The 15,952-nt window shown below is 71.2% G+C and carries 10 protein-coding genes; 6 read left to right on the top strand and 4 right to left on the bottom strand.

The window, feature by feature from the left end; translation table 11 throughout:
* Positions 1-43 precede the first annotated feature (43 nt).
* Both WME83_RS20015 and WME83_RS20020 read left to right on the top strand, forming a co-directional pair.
* Positions 44-880, top strand: coding sequence for an AraC family ligand binding domain-containing protein (locus WME83_RS20015; RefSeq protein ID WP_437320884.1), 837 nt, complete (start codon positions 44-46; stop codon positions 878-880).
* Between the two features lie 254 nt (positions 881-1,134).
* Positions 1,135-2,007 (top strand): family 16 glycosylhydrolase, encoded by an 873-nt coding sequence (locus tag WME83_RS20020; protein ID WP_437320885.1) that lies wholly within the window; start codon positions 1,135-1,137, stop codon positions 2,005-2,007.
* Positions 2,008-2,140: 133 nt separating this feature from the next.
* Here the strand turns inward: WME83_RS20020 and WME83_RS20025 are convergent, their stop codons facing one another.
* Complete coding sequence (locus WME83_RS20025; RefSeq protein ID WP_437320886.1) at positions 2,141-2,617, bottom strand: glutathione peroxidase; 477 nt, start codon at positions 2,615-2,617, stop codon at positions 2,141-2,143.
* A 639-nt stretch (positions 2,618-3,256) separates the two neighbouring features.
* Between WME83_RS20025 and WME83_RS20030 the strand changes: the two genes are divergently transcribed.
* From WME83_RS20030 to WME83_RS20040, 3 genes are all read left to right on the top strand, one after another.
* Positions 3,257-5,668: a protein kinase domain-containing protein gene (locus WME83_RS20030; RefSeq protein WP_437320887.1), complete on the top strand. Its 2,412-nt coding sequence runs from the start codon at positions 3,257-3,259 to the stop codon at positions 5,666-5,668.
* Between the two features lie 375 nt (positions 5,669-6,043).
* On the top strand, positions 6,044-7,459 hold the full coding sequence (locus WME83_RS20035; protein WP_437320888.1) for a serine hydrolase domain-containing protein: 1,416 nt from the start codon (positions 6,044-6,046) through the stop codon (positions 7,457-7,459).
* Positions 7,460-7,742: 283 nt separating this feature from the next.
* Positions 7,743-10,574 (top strand): PAS domain-containing protein, encoded by a 2,832-nt coding sequence (locus tag WME83_RS20040; RefSeq protein WP_437320889.1) that lies wholly within the window; start codon positions 7,743-7,745, stop codon positions 10,572-10,574.
* Here WME83_RS20040 and WME83_RS20045 read toward each other — a convergent pair.
* Positions 10,558-11,832 carry a zinc-binding metallopeptidase family protein gene (locus WME83_RS20045; protein WP_437320890.1) on the bottom strand — a complete coding sequence of 425 codons (1,275 nt, stop codon included), beginning with the start codon at positions 11,830-11,832 and terminating at the stop codon, positions 10,558-10,560. The genes WME83_RS20040 and WME83_RS20045 overlap by 17 nt on opposite strands.
* Positions 11,833-12,030: 198 nt before the next feature.
* Positions 12,031-13,035 carry a hypothetical protein gene (locus WME83_RS20050; protein WP_437320891.1) on the bottom strand — a complete coding sequence of 335 codons (1,005 nt, stop codon included), beginning with the start codon at positions 13,033-13,035 and terminating at the stop codon, positions 12,031-12,033.
* Between the two features lie 45 nt (positions 13,036-13,080).
* Here WME83_RS20050 and WME83_RS20055 point away from each other — a divergent pair, with 45 nt between their 5' ends.
* Complete coding sequence (locus WME83_RS20055) at positions 13,081-14,037, top strand: LysR family transcriptional regulator (protein WP_437320892.1); 957 nt, start codon at positions 13,081-13,083, stop codon at positions 14,035-14,037.
* Positions 14,038-14,076: 39 nt separating this feature from the next.
* Here WME83_RS20055 and WME83_RS20060 read toward each other — a convergent pair whose 3' ends face one another.
* Complete coding sequence (locus WME83_RS20060; protein ID WP_437320893.1) at positions 14,077-15,822, bottom strand: cellulose binding domain-containing protein; 1,746 nt, start codon at positions 15,820-15,822, stop codon at positions 14,077-14,079.
* Between the last annotated feature and the right edge of the window lie 130 nt (positions 15,823-15,952).

Raw genomic sequence — 15,952 nt, forward strand, 5'->3', positions numbered from 1 at the left:
CCGTGGACATCGCGAACCAGGCTGCACTATCCTTGGATTTACCGTGAGCCTGCTGTGGCAGTCGTTCCCCATGCCCGAAGGGCGACGCGCCCAGGCTTGGCGCTATCATCCCGCCTACAGGCGACCGGCCCATTTCCACGACGAGCCGGAGTTCAACCTGGTCGTCCGGGGAACGGCCATCTTTCGCGTGGGGCATCGTCGCGTTCCGGCGGGCCGCGGATCGCTGTTGTGGTACCCGCCCGGGCTGGATCACTACCTTGAAGACGCCAGCCCGGACCTCGAGCTCTATGCGGTAGGGTTCCGGCCCGAGCTGATCGAGGCGTTCGCGCGCGAGCACGGCTGCGCGCCGAGCTTCTCTCGGCCTCAGCAGCGCCTCGACGAGGCGGCCTTATCGGCTTGCGCAGACGCCATGGCCCAGGTGCCGAGCAGCCGCGACAACCCGGCCGTCGAGGGACGGCTGCTCGATGTGCTCGCAGCGCTGGCCCGAAGGACACCTCCTCCGCAGATGAGCCTCGGCCACCGTGCTGCGGCCCTGCTGGTCGAGGCGCCGGACCTCCGCCGCGACGAGCTGACCCGGCGCCTGGCGAGCAACCGCGGCGATGTGAGCCGCAAATTTCGCCGCGACCAGGGCCTGTCGTTGACGGAGTACAAGAACCGGCTGCAAACGCTGAAGCTCCTCGAGCTGCTCGAGCAGGGCTGCAGCCACTTGACGCATGCGGCGCTCGACGCGGGGTTCGGCAGCTACTCGCGCTGTCACCAGGTGATCAGAGAGTTGCTGGGCATGGCGCCCAGCGCGCTCCTCGACCCAGGCACCCGGAAGCTGCTCGCCGACAGGTTGGAGCCGTTGAGCGCACAGCACGATTGCCGACATCCCGGGTAGCTCGCGCGACCGGACCCGTCGTTCCGGCGCCGCTGCTCCGCGGATCGGCGTTCAGGCTGCGGAAACGCACAAACCTGGATGCTCGCCGCGCGGCGGTTGAGTATGCGATCGGCATGCGAAGTCGATCAGCCCTCGCCTTGCTCGCGCTCCTGGCTTTTTCGGGGTGTTCCAACGACTCCCCGGATCCGGGCTCCTCCGTCGCCGCTGGTGGAGCTCCCCCCAGCACGGCGACGGGTGGGGCTGCTGCCGGCCCCATGACCGGCGGCGATGGCGGCATGCCGCCAGAGATGCCCATGACCGGCGGCGCGGGTGGTACGGGCGGCGCAGGGAGTACGGGCGGCGCAGGTACGGGCGGCGCAGGTACGGGCGGCGCGAGCTCCGTTGGGACGAGCGGCGCAACTGCAGGCGGCACGGGTGGCGCCGCTGGAGGCGGCGCTGGGGATGGCAGCTTCGAGCTCGCCTGGGAAGATTCGTTCGACACCGTCGATCTCACTCGCTGGCAGCTGATGACCCACAGCTGGGACGGCAACCTCGCGCAGTTTGCCGGCGAGAACGCTGCGGTCAGCGACGGCATCCTGCGTCTTTCGCTGACGGCAGCCAACGATGCTGAAAAGCCTTTCCGCGGCGTGGAGATGCGCTCTCGCGAGACGCTGACCTACGGAAAGATAGAAGCGTCGGCTCGGTTTGCGCAGGGCTCCGCGGTCGTCTCTTCTCTGGTGCTCATTTATACCCCATGGCCCCCCGACGACTGGAACGAGCTCGACATCGAGTTTTTGGGCAAAAACACCGATCGCGTTCAGTTCAACCACATGGTGAACATCCCGCCCGCCGATCCAGCCACCGGTCACCTCCAGTTCCCCGAGCTCGTCACGTTGGGCTTCAACCCCGCAGCGGGCTTTCACACCTATGCCATCGAATGGGTGCCCGGCGAGGCGCGCTTCTACGTCGACGGAGCGCTCATGCACACGGCCACCGAGGAGATGGGACGCATGGTCCTCCCTCAGAACATCCTCTTGACGATCTGGGCTTCTGGGTCGCCAGGTTGGGCAGGCCCCGTCGACAGCAGCACCGCCCCCACGCGCGCCGAGTACGACTGGCTCCGCGTCTACCGCTACGTCGGTCCGTAGGTGCTTCGCGGGTTCCGAGCGCCGCGCGGCGGCGAGCGGATCCATGTCTGCGACAGGGGAGGGGAGGAGCGCACGGTCGCCCGCGCGCCCATGTCTCGTCTCGGCCGGTGGCGGGGCTCGGGCGCCGCCTCGCTCACCCGCCGAGCGCCTTGTCGATCGCCTGCGTGAGCTTCGGGTCGTCCGGCGCCACGGACGACTCGAACCTCGTGAGCACCGACCCGTCCTTGCCGATCAGGAACTTGGTGAAGTTCCACTTCACCTCGCCGGCGGGCGGGGCCTGGGTGAGGAACGCATAGAGCGGGTGCTTGCCGCCCCCCTTGACCGGGATCTTCGAGAACATGGGGAAGCTGACGCCGTACTTCGTGGAGCAGAAGGCGGCGATCTCGGCGTCCGTCCCCGGCTCCTGCGCGCCGAAATCGTTCGAGGGGAAGCCGAGGACGGCGAAGCCGCGATCCTTGAGCCGATCGTGGAGCGCCTCGAGCCCCGCGTACTGCGGGGTGTAGCCGCACTCCGATGCGGTGTTCACCACGAGCAGCACCTTGCCCCGGTAGTCGCCGAGGGAGCGGTCCTGCCCGTCGATGGTCTTCACGGTGAAGTCGTAGAGCGACATGGCCTTTCCTTCCTGAGCAGCGCCGGGCGCCGGCTCCGGCGAGGGCTGCTGGACGTCCTTTCCACAGCCCGGCGCGCAGGCGAGGGCAAGCGAGGTGAGCAGGGCGAGTCCACACCGGGGCGCGCGCGGCGAGCTTTCCATGAGGGAGTGGATAGACCCGCCTCTGGGCCGCGTCGAGCGGGAACGCGCTCCGGGGCGAGGCGGCGCTGCCGAACCCGCGCCGGAGCGCCGCGCGCCCTGAAACAGGATTTTTGTGAGTTTCGATACTCGTTTACGTGTCAGAGGCGCTATCGCCCGCTCTGAGCCGCATTCGAGGGATCAGGTCGTCGTTTTCGCGGTGCGAAGGAAGGCTTTGAGGTGAAAGCTTGCTCAGAATCATTCAAAAGAAAAATCATCCGGCGAGCGATTCTATGCCTGCGACAGGGAAGGGGAGGCGCGAACCGCCGTCCGCGCCCCACCGCTGGTTCAACAGCATAGATTTACCACGGGGTCGAACCGGACCCGTTCTTCCACTACTCGATCCGGGGGACGGCGTGTCCGCGCCGGCGTTCGTGAAGCGGCTCCAGCGGCTCTATCGGCGGTCGGCTCGCGCCGCTTTCGGTCTGGACAGGTGAGGCCGGACGCGTAGTGTAGTCTGTCGTGCGCAGCGCACCGGAGGTGGGCGACACGCAGGAGCTCCAGGCGACCTCGGACGCTCTGGGAAGGGGGGCTCCGCCTGGCGAGGGCGACGAGCGAGCCGAGGGCGCGAGGCGGAGCTTTCGCCCCGGCGACATCGTCGCAGGCCAGTACCGGCTGGATCGGCGGCTCGGCGAAGGGGGCATGGGCGTGGTCTGGGCCGCAAGCCACGCGCTGACCGGCGCGCGGGTCGCGCTCAAGCTCGTGAAGGGCGTGTCCGGCGCGGTGCGCCTGCGGCTGCTGCGCGAGGCGAGGATCGCGCACGAGCTCGACCACCCCAATGTGGTCGCTGTGCACGACGTCGCGCTCGAGGACGGAGCGCCCGTGATGGTCATGGAGCTCCTCTCCGGCGAGTCGCTCGCCGACAGGCTGTCTCGCGGGCCGAGGTTGTCCCTCGCGGAGGTGGCCTCCATCTTCTTGCAGGTGGTCTCCGCCGTCGGCGCGGCGCACGCGCGGGGCGTGATCCACCGCGATCTGAAGCCGGAGAACATCTTCCTCGTCGACGGATCGAGCCAGCGGGTCAAGGTCCTCGACTTCGGCATCGCGAAGCTGACGGCCGCGGGCGGGCACGACGCTCGGACACCGGGGCTCACCGAGAGCGGGACGAGGCTGGGCACGCCCTGCTACATGTCCCCGGAGCAGGTGTTCGGAGATCCGGTCGATCACCGGACCGACGTCTGGTCGCTCGGCCTGCTCCTCTACGAGTGCCTCTCGGGCGACCTCCCCACGCGCGCCGACAACGCCGGCCAGGTGTTCAAGATCATCGTGACCGGCGGCATCCCCCCGCTGGAGAGCGCCGCGCCCGGCGTGCCCGCGGAGCTCGCGCGCCTCGTGCGCTGCATGCTGTCCGTGGCCCGCGACGCCCGGCCCTCGAACCTCTGCGAGGTCCACGGCGTGCTCGCCGCGCTCGCGCAGCAGGCCGCGGCGCCGAGCTCGGGCGCGCCGGCGTCGCCGGCGCCGGCCCCGCCCGGGCCGCCGGTCAGGGTGCCGGACGCCGAGCCGGTGGAGGGACCGGTGGAGGGGGACGAGGTCGACCCCATGGCGCCGACCGAGCGCCCCAACAACACCCCGCCGCCCCCGGCGGAGCCCCGCTCGACCGGAAGGCGCAGCGTCGTCGTCCGGGCGGCGGCCTGGGCGATCGGCAGCGATCCCGAGGACGCGGCGCTCTGCGCGACGCGGCTCTCCGCGCTCGCCGCGCAGCGCCCGAGCGACGCGGAGGTGCTCGCCCTGCTCGCGCGCCACGCGGTCCGCTGGAACATCCACGCCAGCGTCGAGGCGGCGACGCGGGCCACGACGAGCGAGCCCCAGCGCGCCCAGGGCTGGGCCGCGCTGGCGCGGTCGCTGCGGCACCTCGGGTCGTTCCAGGACGCAGCCGTCGCCGTCGACAAGTGCCTCGCGATCTCACCCCAGGCGGCGAGCTGCTACGAGGTCAGGAGCGAGATCCACAGCGCGCTCGGCAGCTGCGGCGACGTCGAGCAGGACCTGCAGCTCATGCTGTGGATGACGGGCACGAGGGGCCAGGTGATCCAGCGCAAGCTCGCGTCGTCGAGCTATGCGCAGGGGCGGTCTGCCGACGCGGTGATGGTGCCGCTGCGGCAGGGCTGGGTCTCGCTGCCGGACGCGGAGCGGCGCTACGTCGCGCTGATCGACGAGGCGAGCGTGCGCGCGCTCACGGGCGACTTCGCGAAGGCCGAGGTGCTGCTGCGAAGCGCGCGCCTGTGGATGAGCGCAGAGTCGAGGGCGCACGCCGACGTCGCCCGTGCGCTCGTCGACATCTATCTCGAGACCGATCGCGAGATCGAGGCGGCGCGCATCGCGGAGACGTGCCTCGACAACTACGTCGCCTGCGCCAGCGGCTCGGCGGACCTGTTGCGGGTCATGCTGCATGCCGGCGTCATGTCCTGGGCCGCGTTCCAGGAGCGGCGAGCCGAGCACCTGCCGCCGTCGGGCGCTCCGGCCGGCGCCGAGCGCGCGCTCTCCGCGCTGGTGAGGGCGCACGCGCGCTGGATCGAGGGCTTCGAGGAGGCCGCGGAGGCGGTCCCCGCGCTGCCGGTCAGCGCGCTGATGAGCGATCAGGTCGATCACGACCTCCACGCGGATCTCGGCGCGGTCTACCACCTCGCGGGCATGCCCGGCCACGCGATCCCCGCGCTCCGCAAGGCGGTCATGACGTGCGATATGCTGGACTGGCCGGTGACGTACGTCCGCTCGTTCTGGTTCCTCGGTCAGGCCCTCGAGAAGACGGGGGACGTCGCCGGCGCGTGCCAGGCCTACGCGAGCGTGATCGCGCGCTGGGGAGGCGCGAGCCCGCCCTCGCAGACCGCGGCGCGGGCGCGCGAGAGATCGAGGGCGCTCGGCTGCGGACCGATCGACTGACCGCCCGCCCACCGCGCGCCGAAGCCGAAGAGGAGCGCCGCGCCATCGTGGCCATCGTGGCCATCGTGGCCATCGTGGCCATCGTGGCCATCGTGGACGGAGCGGTCGGGCGCGACGCGCTCATCGCATGTGGCCTATGCAACATCTGACGGCGTGATTGTTTGCGAGCGCTCATCGGACACGTGTGCAGAGCGGCGGCGCCTTCGCACAAGGGCGCTCGTTTCGTCTTGACACCCCGTGTCCGCGCGGTGTCTGCGTAGGTTGGACCAGCATCGTTGTCGGGACAAACCCGGCTAGCTGGCGCCCTCGAGAGCGCGTTATCATGGTGGTCTCGACCTTTTGTCGCCGGGCAGATCTGGCGAGGAGGCATCATCCATGGGAACGACGTCTATTCTCGTGTCTTCCTTGGCGGTCCTGGCGGGTCTCGGCGCGCCGGACGTCGCTTACGGGGGTGCCTCTCAGCCCTCGAGCGCCGCGTGGCCGCGCCGGCTGCAGCCTGCGGAGCCGGAGTCCGTGTACATGAGCAGCGCCGGGCTGCGCGAAGCGACGCTGGCCCTGGAGGACGCCATCGCGGGCGGCGACATCCAGGGCGCTGTCCTCCTGGTCGCCCGCCACGGGCGGATCGTGCTCCACGAGGCGCGGGGTGAGCGCGACGGGTTCAACGCGGGCTGGCCGGACATGCCTTCGCCGCCGATGCCGCGCGACGGGATCTTCGATCTCGAGTCGATGACGAAGCCGTTCACCGTCTTCCTGGCGATGAGGATGCAGGAGTCCGGCCGGTTCCCCGGCTTCAAGATCGACAACACGGTCGCGTCCTACTACCCCGAGTTCGCCACGAGCCCGGACAAGGCGCTCGTGACGATCCGGGACCTGATGCGCTACGTGTCGGGCGAGGACATGGACGCGAGCGGCGTCCTCGGCGCCAGCGATCGCTGGCACACGATGCTGACGGCGCCCTTGCTCTACACGCCGAGCCAGAAGGTGCTCTACAGCGACCTCGGGTTTCGCCTCCTCGGCCACGTGCTGGAGAAGGCGGGCGGCGACTCGCTGCAGGGGCTGATGAAGACCCACATCTTCGATCCGCTCGAGATGTCGAGCACGTCCTACCGGCCGAAGATCCACATGCCCGCGAAGAGCGAGCGCTTCGTGGGGACGGCGTGGTCGAGCGTGCGCGGGCGTTACCTGCGGGGCGAGGTGCAGGACGAGACCGACTACGACGTGGAGGAGAACACGGGGACCCCTCAGCACGGCCACCTGACCGGGTGCGACGGCCTGTTCTCGACGGCGCTCGATCTCGCGAAGTTCGGGCAGATGCTGCTGAACCGGGGCGTCCACGTCTGGGGCCCGGACGCGCTCTGCAACCCGATGCTCCTGTCCTGTCCGGGCCAGCGGATCATGTCGCGGGCGTCGGTGGAGCGCATGACGACGCTGCAGACGGGCGATCTGGGCCTCCCGACGCCGGCGGTCACGTTCGCGCAGAACCTGTTCTACTCGGGCAAGGGGCTCGGATGGGAGATGTACGATCCCGGCGCCTGGCCCGGCGGCGATCACACCTCGACCGTCGCGTACAGCAAGACGGGCGGCGCCGGGACGCTCATGGTCATCGACCCCGATCCGGCGCGAGATCTCATGATCATCCTGCTCACGAATCACGGGCTCCCGAGCTACGATCACCTCGGGGTCGACGAGGACCAGCTGTGGTACTGGGACGATTTCGACGCGATGATCGAGGCGATCCGCGCGGAGGAGGTCAGCGATGCGGTCAACCTGTCGCTGATGGATGTGCCGTAGGGCCGCAGGGCGGCGTCCTTCGGGGGGATGTGGGGTGTTCGCGCCGGGGCCATTCAGCATATCGGGCCGTCGCGCGGAATCGCTCGGCGCTGTCAACCGATGATCCGCGAGCATGCGGTTGCCGGGGGTGCTCCCGCGTTCGCGCGAGGGGTGGCCGGGCGCGGCGCGGCGGGCGCGGCGGTGCGCCGGGGCGTGCGCCGAATGACGCGGCGGAGCGCATGGCGCTTGCGCTCGTGCGAGCGCGCCCGCAAAGGTAGGTGTCCCGCTGCAAGGACGGCCCCGGATGAACGACGACCTCCGCATCAGCCCACCCCACGCCGCGACCCGCACCGAGAAGGCGAGCGCCGAGGCGGAGCTCGCCCCGCTCTCCGGCGAGGATCGCCTCTCCTCGTTCTATGCCGGGTGCCCGGTCGCGCTCTTCACGACCACGCCCGCAGGGCGCTTCATCGACGCGAACCGCGCGTTCGCGCGCCTCCTCGGCTACGCGGACCACACGCAGTTCCTCGACCTGCCCGTCCCGGGCTTCTACGCCGACCAGCGGCAGCGGCAGGAGATCATGCGCATCCTCGACCAGGAGGGCGCCGTCCACGGCTACGAGGTCGAGTTCCTGCGCCTCGACGGGACGCGCGTGTGGGTCAGCATCACCGCGCGCGCCATCCGCGACGCGACCGGGCGCGTCGCGCGCTACGAGGGCGCGCTCGAGGACGTGACGCCGCGCCGGATGGCGCAGGACCTGATGCGCCTCAGCGATCAGCGCTTCCACCTCCTCGCCAAGGCCACGAACGACACCATCTGGGACTGGGACTTCACGACCGGCACGGTCTGGTGGAACGAGAACTTCGAGCGCACCTTCGGCTACCGGCTCGACGACCTCGAGCCGGGGCCCGAGAGCTGGACGGGCCGCATCCACCCCGACGACCTCGAGCGCGTCTCGCGCAGCATCCACGATGCGATCGACGGCACCGAGACGGCGTGGAGCGGCGAGTACCGCTTCCGCCGCGCCGACGGCGAGTACGCGTACATCTACGACCGCGGCCTCGTGCTGCGCGACGCGACCGGGAAGGCCGTCCGCATGATCGGCTCCATGATGGACGCCACCCTCCAGCGCCGGCAGCAGATCCTCCTCGGGTGGCAGCGCAAGGTGCTCGAGATGATCGCCCTCGACCAGGGCATCGAGGAGACGCTCGAGGCGCTGTGCCGCGACGCCGAGGAGCTCTCGGCGGGCCGCCGCTTCACCGTCCTGCTCGCGAGCGAGGACGGCCGCCGCCTCCTCCACGGCGCGGCGCCGAGCCTGCCGGCGTCGTACAACAAGGCGGTGCACGGGATCCTCGTCGGCCCGCGCGCGGGCTCGTGCGGCACCGCCGCCCACCGCCGCGCGCCGGTCATCGTGGAGGACATCGCGACCGATCCGCTCTGGGCCGACTTCCGCCACCTCGCCCTGCCGCTCGGGCTGCGCGCCTGCTGGTCCACGCCCATCGTCTCCTCGAAGGGCGCGGTGCTCGGCACCTGGGCCGTGTACCGGTCCGCGCCCGGCGCGCCCACCCCCGCCGACGACGAGGTCGTCCGCGTCGCGACGCGCCTCGCCGCCATCGCCATCGAGCGCTCCCGCGCGGAGCGCGCGCTGCGCGAGAGCCGCGAGCAGCTCGCCAAGGCGCAGGAGGTCGCGCACCTCGGGAGCTGGTCGTGGGACGTCGCCGCGGGCAAGCTCGACTGGTCCGAGGAGCAGCGCCGCATCCACGGCCTGCCGAGCGAGAGCAGCGGCGTCCGGCCCGACGCCGCCATCGCCTGCGTCCACCCGGAGGACAGGGCGCGCGTCGCCGCCGAGCTCGAGGCGCTGGTCTGGCAGGCGGGCGCTGGCGAGATGACGTACCGCATCGTGCGGCCCGACGGCGCGACGCGCTGGATCCACGCGCGCACGGAGGTCGAGCGCGCGCCCGACGGCGGGCCGGCGCGGATGCTCGGCACGTGCCACGACATCACCGAGCAGCGGCAGGCGCAGCGGGCGCTCCAGGAGAAGGAGGAGCGCCTCCGCGCGGCGCTCGACGCCTCGGCGACCGGCACGTTCCGCTGGGTCCCGGCCACGAACGAGCTCGACTGGGACGAGAACCTCGATCGGCTCTTCGGCCTGCCGCCGGGCACGACCGCGCGCCACATCGACCAGTTCACGGGCCTGGTCCACCCCGACGACCGGGAGCGCGTCCTCGAGGCGCTCGATCGCTGCGTGCACGACGGCGCCGACTTCGAGATGGAGTTCCGCGTCGTGTGGCCCGACGGCAGCGTCCACTGGCTGCTCGATCGCGGCCGCATGCTCCGCGACGCCGAGGGCAGGCCGCTCACGATGACGGGCGCGTGCACCGACGTGACGGAGCGCATGAACGCGGAGCTCGCGCTGCGCCAGCGCGCGGACGAGCTGGCGAGGCTCACGGAGGCGCTGCAGCGCATGAACCGCGAGCTCGACCAGTTCGCCTACGTCACGTCGCACGATCTCAAGGCGCCGCTGCGGGGCATCGCGAACCTCTCGCAGTGGATCGAGGACGACGAGGGCGAGCACCTCAGCGACGTGTCCAAGCGGAACCTGGAGCTCCTGCGCATCCGCGTGCAGCGCATGGACGCGCTCATCGACGCCATCCTCGCGTACTCGCGCGTGGGGCGCATCCGCGTGCCCACCGAGGTGGTCGCCGTGGGCCCGCTCGTCGACGAGGTGGTGGACCTCCTGTCGCCGCCGGGGGGCTTCCGCGTCGAGATCGCCGGCCCGCTGCCCAGCGTCGTCGCGGAGCGCGCGCTGCTCCAGCAGGTCTTCATGAACCTCATCGGCAACGCCATCAAGCACCACCCCGACAAGGGGAGCGGCCGCGCGGTGGTCTCGTGCGCGGACGCCGGCTCGCACTGGCGCTTCACGGTGGCGGACAACGGCCCTGGCATCTCGCCGCGCTTCCACGACAAGGTGTTCGTCATCTTCCAGACGCTGGAGGCGCGGGACCGGTCGGAGGGCACGGGGGTCGGGCTCGCGCTCGTGAAGAAGATCGTCGAGAGCAGCGGCGGCGCCGTCACCCTCGACTCGGACGTCGGGCGCGGCGCGGCCTTCTCGTTCACCTGGCCTAAGGCGCTGATGTAACGGCGGGCGCGGTCGCGATGGGCGCGGTCGCGATGGGCGGGGTCGCGGCGGGCGCGGTCGCGATGGGCGGGGTCGCGGCGGGCGGGGTCGCGACGGTCGCGGTCGCGGCGAGGGCTCCGTTCACCACGAGGTGGATGAACTGAAGCTTGGCCACGGCGGGGCGCGGCATCACGAACGGGTAGAAGTCGTGCTGGCCCATGCTGCGCGACATCTCGTTGAGCACGGCCGTCAGCTCCACCCAGGCGTTCAGGAAGCCGAGGAAGCTCGCGGCCCCGGGATCGTCCGGCCGCCACAGCGCGTCGGTGCCCCAGGGCTCGACGTCGAGCTCCACGTCGTCGGCGTCGATGCCGAAGCTGAGGGCCGTGTCCACGGTGTCGACCATGTGGAGGTAGTGGGCCCAGGTCTCGGCCCAGTCTTCCCACGGGTGCATGCTGGCGTAGGCGCTGACGAAGCGCTGCGGCCAGTCGGCGGGCGGGCCTTGCTCGTAGTTGGCCTTCAGCGCGGCGGCGTAGTCCTGCTGCTCGTCGCCGAACAGCTCCCGGAACGGCGCGAGCCATCCGGTGTCGCGCACCAGGCGGTCCCAGTAGTAATGGCCGATCTCGTGCCGGAAGTGCCCGAGCAGCGTGCGGTAAGGCTCGCGCATCGCGGCGCGGATCCGCTCGCGCGTGGCGTCGTCCGCCTCCTCGACGTTCAGGGTGATGATGCCGTCGGCGTGGCCGGTCATCACCCTGGGCCCGTCGGGCGGCGAGGCGAGGAAATCGAAGCAGAGCCCGTGCTCCGGATCCTCGCCGACCTTGGACTTCACCGGCAGGTTCAGCGCGAGGAGCTGCGACACGAGCCGTCGCTTGGCCGTCTCGATGCGGCGCCACAGCGCCTGGTGCTCGACGACGGTGAGGTCCGGAATGGTGCGGTTGAGCCGGCACGCGGCGCAGAGCGCGGGCGTCTCCGCCGCCACCGGGACGAGCCAGTTGCAGCCGGACGCCGTGTCGAAGTTGCCGCAGCGCCGATAGAGGCGCGGCGGGTCCGCGGACTCGTGCCAGAGCTGCCAGGTGCCCTCGGTCGTTCCGGGCTTCAGCGGCATCACCTGGGCGCGCTCGGGCTCATAACCGAGCGGCGTCTTGCAGGCGAGGCATTCGCTGTTGCGGAAGAACACCGGCCGCTCGCACTGGCACCGGTAGGCGCGCGGGGCGGTGGGTTGCTTGATCGGTTTCCATGCGCTGCGCAGGCGCGTGATCAGACTGTCGAAGCGGGTGGACATGGTGGTGGGCGGGCCTCGCGGAGAAGCGATCTCTTCCTCGCTCCGCGCTGTCCGGGTGTTGGCAATCCACGTGCCAGGCGACGAGCGCGCGATTCACGTCGCGGCTGACGCCGCGCGCCGAGCTGCCGCTCGAGCGGCCGTCGCGGACTGTCTCAGTGTGGCAAAAACGCCGTCCTGCCGGTCGCACCGCGCTCCAGCCTAGAGCCGACGGATCCAGGCGCGCAGCGCCGCCAGGCCGTCCTGGTCGACGATCTCGGTCCCGAGGGGCGGCATCGAGGGCCAGTCCGGATCGCGCCTCCGGGCGCGCTCCACCGCGTCGCTGTCGTCGGGATCGCCCGGGCGGATCACCGTGCCCACGGCGGTGCGGTACGTGGCGGTCGTCTCGACCGACGCGATCTCGTCGACCCGGAGGGTGAAGTCGAACCTGCGCTGCGGGTCGTAGCAGCGCGCGCCGTCGCTGCTCGGGCGTGTCCTGTTGTGGCAGTGGCTGCAGTTCGCGTGCAGCCAGCCGAGGGCGGCCTGCGCCACGGCGTCTCCCGGGAGCCGGATCGGCCGGCGCGGAGGATCCGAGAGCATCCCCCGGGCGGAGATCTCGTCGAGATCGACCTCGCCGGGGCTCGCGGCGAGCTGGATCGCGGAGAACCCGAGCACGCGGCTCGCGGTCCCGCCGTGGCAGCCCATGCACTCTGCCGCCGCGGGCACGTCGTGCGGAGTGCCGCGCGCGTCCTCGGCGCCGCCGGGCGTCGCGAGCGCGTCGGTCCCGTCGGCATTCCAGACGTAGGCGACCGCGGCCCAGTCCTCGGGGGCGGGTCCCACCTTGGCGAGCAGGCGGGTCTCGACGAGGACTCCGTCCCTCCGGAACTCCTTCCAGAGGCGGGTCCCGTCGGGGAACTGCCATGCATCCTGAGCGCTGGTGTCGATCTGCGCGCCGTTCGGCAGCCGGAGGAACCGCTGCTTGTCCGCGCCGTCGCTCCAGAGCTCGAAGCCGGGCGCGTAGGCCACCACGTCGCTCGCCACCGTGCCCGCGGCGATGTCGGCGTAAAGGCCGGTCTGCGACAGCGCCGCGGGCAGCTCGGCCTGGCGCTCCGGATCGGGGGGATCGCACTGGCGGAGATCGTCGCAGCCGGCGGCGGCGAGGCCGGCGGCGGCGAGCCAGAGGGGCGCGAATCCAGCGCGTGTCGGGCGTCTCTCGCGGGTGGACATGGCCGTATCTAGGCAGGGGGCGCGTGCCATCTCCAGTGATGGATCGTGATAGATGTCATCACCGTGGTGAATCTATCGGCCATCGATCTCAACCTGCTCCACGTGCTCGCGGTGACGCTCGAGGAGCGCAGCGCGACGCGCGCCGCGCGTCGGCTGGGCGTCACGCAGTCGGCGGTCTCGAACGCGCTCGCCCGCGCGCGCGAGCTCCTCGGCGACCCGCTGCTCGTCCGCGATGGTCGCGGCATGACGCCGACGCCGGCGGCGGAGGAGCTGCTGCCGGAGCTCGCGGCGGCGATGGCCCAGGTGCGGTCGGTGATCGAGCACCGGCGGGCGTTCGACCCGCGCTCGTCCACCCGGGAGCTCACGCTCGCCTGCGCCGACAACTCGCAGATCGCGGATGTGCCGCTGGTCGCGGCGGCGCTCGCGCGGGAGATGCCGCTCGCGCGGCTCCGGGTGGTGAGCATCGACACCCTGATCGCGTCGGGGGGCCTGGCGCAGGGCGGGATCGACGCGGCGATCGTGCTGCGGCGGCGCGATCCTGGGCTCCGCGTCGCGGCGCTCTACCGGGATCCGACCGTGGGGGTGGTCCGCCGGGATCACCCGGTCGTGGGCCGGCGCCTGACGCGGAGCGTGTTTTCGCGGCTGGGCTTCGTCGACGTGCACATCACGCTCGGCCGTCCGGGTCGGGGGCACGCGCTTGTCGAGCAGGCGTTCCGCGCGCAGGGTCTGGTCCGCCGGATCGCGCTGGTGGTCCCCGGGTTCGCGCCGGCGGCGATGGCCGCGGCCGGCAGCGATCTCGTCGCGTGCATGCCCCGGCGCACGGCGCAGGCGCTCGCGTCGCACCTCCCGCTGCGGATCGTCGAGCTGCCGGTGGCGGATCTCGGGCACGAGATGTGGCTCGCGTGGCACGAGCGGACGCACAAGGACCCGGCGGCGGCCTGTCTGCGGAAGGCGATCGTGGAGGCGCTGCGGGCGCCCGAGGGTCGGCCCGACCCGGGTTGAGGGGAGGGGGGCGGGGCGACCCAGGTTGGGGTCACCCGATCACGGCACCGTGTCCTTGCGGGCGACCGACGAGCCTCGGAAGGCGGCGATCTTCGCGTCGACCTCGGCGGGCGACAGGATCGCGTCCTTGGCGAAATACACCCAGTCCGCGTCCTCGTGGTACGTGCGCGAGCTGCCCTGGGCCGCATCGAGCTGGTCGAACCAGACCTGGAAGCTCAGGTACTGGCCCTCCTCCGGGACGAACCTGGACGCGTGCGTCGCCCTCGCCACCCCGTCGATGTAGTACGTGATCGACGCGCTGGTAATCTGTATGACGAGCGTATGCCAGCCGTCGTGGCTCCCCGAGACGAGGCTCGACGTCTTGTCATTCGTCGTCTCCCACGACGTCAGCCACATCGTGCTGGTGTTGCCCTGCCCCCAGCCGCCGTTCGGCATGTACTCGAAGTCCTGCTCCGAGTAGTCCGGGACGCCTTCGACATAGTCGGTGATCGTGAAGAACGTCTCGATCGGCTTGTCGCCGTAGAAGCGCGCGCCGGACAGCGGCGCATCGTAGAACTTCACCCGGGCGGCGTACGTGCCCAGCCGGAACTTCCTCGACGTGGACATGACCTCCGCATGCGAGCTCCCCGCGGCCGCGCCGTTCGTGGTCGCCTTGAGCCGCATCAGCTTGTTCGCCCCGTTCGCAGGATCGGCGACCAGCGAGACGTTGGACGGCAGCCACTGCGCGCCGCTCACCCCGGGCCCGCCCGACCAGCTCCGCAGTGACCATGAGGCGCGGAAGCTGCTGTCGCCCGTGCCCGTGTAGCTGAAGTCGTCGAAGAGCTCGGCCACTGCAGAGCTTCCGGCGGGCGTCGTCGCGCTCGCCTGATCGGACGCCCCCGACTCGCTCCCCCCGCTCGAGGCCGTGACCTTGTAATGGTAGGTGGTGGACGCCGACAGGCCGGTGTTGTTGTAGGTGGTCGACGTCACCCCGGACGCGATCCGGTTGCCCGCCGCGGGCGCGAATCCCGGCGTGGTCGAGCGGTACACGCTGGAGCTCGTCGCCCCGCTGCTCGCCGACCAGCTCAGGGCGATCGCGCTCGAGCTCACCGCCGTCGCCGTCAGCGACGTCGGCGCCGCGGGCGCCGCCACGCTGCCGCTCGGCGGAGCCCCGCCGCGCAGGCCGCCCGTGGGCGCCGAGCCGGCGTCGTGCACGGTGATCCGGCTCCAGCTGGCGAAGGTGGTCTGGCTGCTGTACGAGTAGTCGTCGGTCTCATCGACATCGACGCCGAACTGGATCCCGAGGTCGATCGGCTGGGTCGTGGCCCCCGGGGCGAGGCTCCCGGCGCTGCTCGCGAAGCGGATCTCCACGTAGCCGTCGGCGCCGCTCGAGGAGACGCTCCCGGTCGCCAGCGTGATGTTGCTGCAGGACGGGCTCCACCACCAGCACGCCGGGGTCACGGCCGCGGCGCTGTTCTTCTTCAACCAGTACCGCACGACGATGCTGCTCAGCGGCACCGCCGCCGTGGTGTTGTTGCGCAGCCGGATGCCGGCCTCGGCGATCGTGTCGTTCGGGGCGGCTGCATCGTAGTTGGCGTATTGAACGGTGAAGTCGGTCGTCGCGGCGAGGCCCTCGCTCCGGGGGCACACGAGGGACATGACGACGACGAGGCCCAGCCACGCGAGGCGGAGGCCGCGCGCCCGCAGGACGAGGCCGGCCCTGCCGCCGAGGGGCGAAGGGCGCCTGCGCTCGGCCGGTCGCGCCTGCTGGCGATCGCTCCGTGAAGCTCTCGATTGCGATTCCATCCACTGCACCTCTTTCTGGCGATGTCCGCCGGCTCCGCGGTGATGGCGTGGAATCGTCCAGTCGCACGCGAGGCCGGCACGGACCGATGCGTTTCGCTACAGGGGCGGTGGAAAGGTGCGCAATCGCTCG

The sequence above is a fragment of the Sorangium sp. So ce385 genome (assembly GCF_051474135.1).
Taxonomy (GTDB): domain Bacteria; phylum Myxococcota_A; class Polyangia; order Polyangiales; family Polyangiaceae; genus Sorangium; species Sorangium cellulosum_D.

Excerpts from the sequence above, each read along its gene's own strand:
- WME83_RS20020 (WP_437320885.1), top strand. The coding sequence starts at position 1,135 with ATGACCGGCGGCGATGGCGGCATGCCGCCAGAGATGCCCATGACCGGC.
- WME83_RS20025 (WP_437320886.1), bottom strand. The coding sequence starts at position 2,617 with ATGTCGCTCTACGACTTCACCGTGAAGACCATCGACGGGCAGGACCGC.
- WME83_RS20035 (WP_437320888.1), top strand. The coding sequence starts at position 6,044 with ATGGGAACGACGTCTATTCTCGTGTCTTCCTTGGCGGTCCTGGCGGGT.
- WME83_RS20040 (WP_437320889.1), top strand. The coding sequence starts at position 7,743 with ATGAACGACGACCTCCGCATCAGCCCACCCCACGCCGCGACCCGCACC.
- WME83_RS20045 (WP_437320890.1), bottom strand. The coding sequence starts at position 11,832 with ATGTCCACCCGCTTCGACAGTCTGATCACGCGCCTGCGCAGCGCATGG.
- WME83_RS20050 (WP_437320891.1), bottom strand. The coding sequence starts at position 13,035 with ATGTCCACCCGCGAGAGACGCCCGACACGCGCTGGATTCGCGCCCCTC.
- WME83_RS20060 (WP_437320893.1), bottom strand. The coding sequence starts at position 15,822 with ATGGAATCGCAATCGAGAGCTTCACGGAGCGATCGCCAGCAGGCGCGA.